This is a genomic window from Intrasporangium chromatireducens Q5-1 (assembly GCF_000576575.1).
GTDB lineage: Bacteria > Actinomycetota > Actinomycetes > Actinomycetales > Dermatophilaceae > Intrasporangium_A > Intrasporangium_A chromatireducens.
Window position 1 is genome coordinate 1 of sequence record NZ_AWQS01000425.1, and the last position, 1,958, is coordinate 1,958.

2 protein-coding genes are annotated in these 1,958 nt (G+C 72.2%); one reads left to right on the top strand and one right to left on the bottom strand.

Features of this window, described 5'->3' with window-relative positions; genetic code table 11:
- Positions 1-100: 100 nt before the first annotated feature.
- Positions 101-988, top strand: coding sequence for a LysR substrate-binding domain-containing protein (locus N864_RS21875; protein ID WP_034722490.1), 888 nt, complete (start codon positions 101-103; stop codon positions 986-988).
- Here the strand turns inward: N864_RS21875 and N864_RS21880 are convergent.
- Positions 971-1,858: a LysR substrate-binding domain-containing protein gene (locus tag N864_RS21880; RefSeq protein ID WP_034722490.1), complete on the bottom strand. Its 888-nt coding sequence runs from the start codon at positions 1,856-1,858 to the stop codon at positions 971-973. The two genes, N864_RS21875 and N864_RS21880, sit on opposite strands and share 18 nt — an antisense overlap.
- Positions 1,859-1,958: the final 100 nt, after the last annotated feature.

Sequence of the window (1,958 nt, forward strand, 5' to 3'; positions counted from 1 at the left end):
CCACCACCCACCACCCACCACCCGCCCCTCTGCGGGTCGATGTGTTGCCGCGGCCTATGGGCCGCGCCGATACATCGAATCGGCGGTTAGGGTGCCGAGCATGGAACTGCGGCACCTGCGCTACTTCGTCGCCGTCGCCGAGGAGCGCCATTTCGGCCGGGCCGCGCAGCGGCTGCACATGGCGCAGCCACCGCTGTCGCAGCAGATCAAGGCGCTCGAGACCGAGCTCGGCGTGCAGCTGCTCGAGCGGTCCACCCGTCGGGTCGACCTGACACCGGCGGGGGAGCGCTACCTCGAGCGGGCCCGCGCGGTGCTCGAGGCGGTCGACGTGGCGGCCGGTGAGGCCCGGCGCGTCCAGGACGGCGAGGTCGGTCATCTCCGGATCGGGTTCACGGGGTCGGCGACCTACGAGCTGCTGCCGCGGCTTGCCCGCCGGCTGCGCGAGCAGCTGCCGGGGCTCACCCTCGAGCTGACCGGCGAGATGCTGACGCCCCGTCAGGTGCGGGCCCTCAAGACGCACGAGATCGACCTGGGCTTCCTGCGCCCGCCGGTGCGGGTGCCGGACCTCGAGGTCCACGTGCTGCGCAACGAGCCGCTCGTCGCGGTCCTCCCGGAGACCCACCCGCTCGCCGAGCGGCAGAGCGTCGTGCTGGGCGACCTGCGCGACGAGGTCTTCATCTCCTACCCGTCACACCAGGCCTCGGTCACCTACGACGCCGTGCTGAGTGCCTGTGGACGAGTCGGCTTCAGCCCCAAGGAGATCCACGAGGTCGCCGAGACGTCGACGCTCGTGTCGTTCGTCGCGGCCGGGCTCGGGGTCGCCCTCGTGCCGGCCTCCGTGCAGCACCTGCAGATCACCGGGGCCGTCTATCGGCCGATCAGCGACGTGACCCACGAGGTCGGCCTGGCGATGGCGCACCGGTCGGGCGACCGGACGCCGCACATGGACCGGGTGCTGGCGCAGGTCCGCTCACTCCTCGAGGAGTGAGCGGACCTGCGCCAGCACCCGGTCCATGTGCGGCGTCCGGTCGCCCGACCGGTGCGCCATCGCCAGGCCGACCTCGTGGGTCACGTCGCTGATCGGCCGATAGACGGCCCCGGTGATCTGCAGGTGCTGCACGGAGGCCGGCACGAGGGCGACCCCGAGCCCGGCCGCGACGAACGACACGAGCGTCGACGTCTCGGCGACCTCGTGGATCTCCTTGGGGCTGAAGCCGACTCGTCCACAGGCACTCAGCACGGCGTCGTAGGTGACCGAGGCCTGGTGTGACGGGTAGGAGATGAAGACCTCGTCGCGCAGGTCGCCCAGCACGACGCTCTGCCGCTCGGCGAGCGGGTGGGTCTCCGGGAGGACCGCGACGAGCGGCTCGTTGCGCAGCACGTGGACCTCGAGGTCCGGCACCCGCACCGGCGGGCGCAGGAAGCCCAGGTCGATCTCGTGCGTCTTGAGGGCCCGCACCTGACGGGGCGTCAGCATCTCGCCGGTCAGCTCGAGGGTGAGCCCCGGCAGCTGCTCGCGCAGCCGGCGGGCAAGCCGCGGCAGCAGCTCGTAGGTCGCCGACCCCGTGAACCCGATCCGGAGATGACCGACCTCGCCGTCCTGGACGCGCCGGGCCTCACCGGCCGCCACGTCGACCGCCTCGAGCACCGCGCGGGCCCGCTCGAGGTAGCGCTCCCCCGCCGGTGTCAGGTCGACCCGACGGGTGGACCGCTCGAGCAGCTGCACGCCGAGCTCGGTCTCGAGCGCCTTGATCTGCTGCGACAGCGGTGGCTGCGCCATGTGCAGCCGCTGCGCGGCCCGGCCGAAATGGCGCTCCTCGGCGACGGCGACGAAGTAGCGCAGGTGCCGCAGTTCCATGCTCGGCACCCTAACCGCCGATTCGATGTATCGGCGCGGCCCATAGGCCGCGGCAACACATCGACCCGCAGAGGGGCGGGTGGTGGGTGGTGGGTGGTGG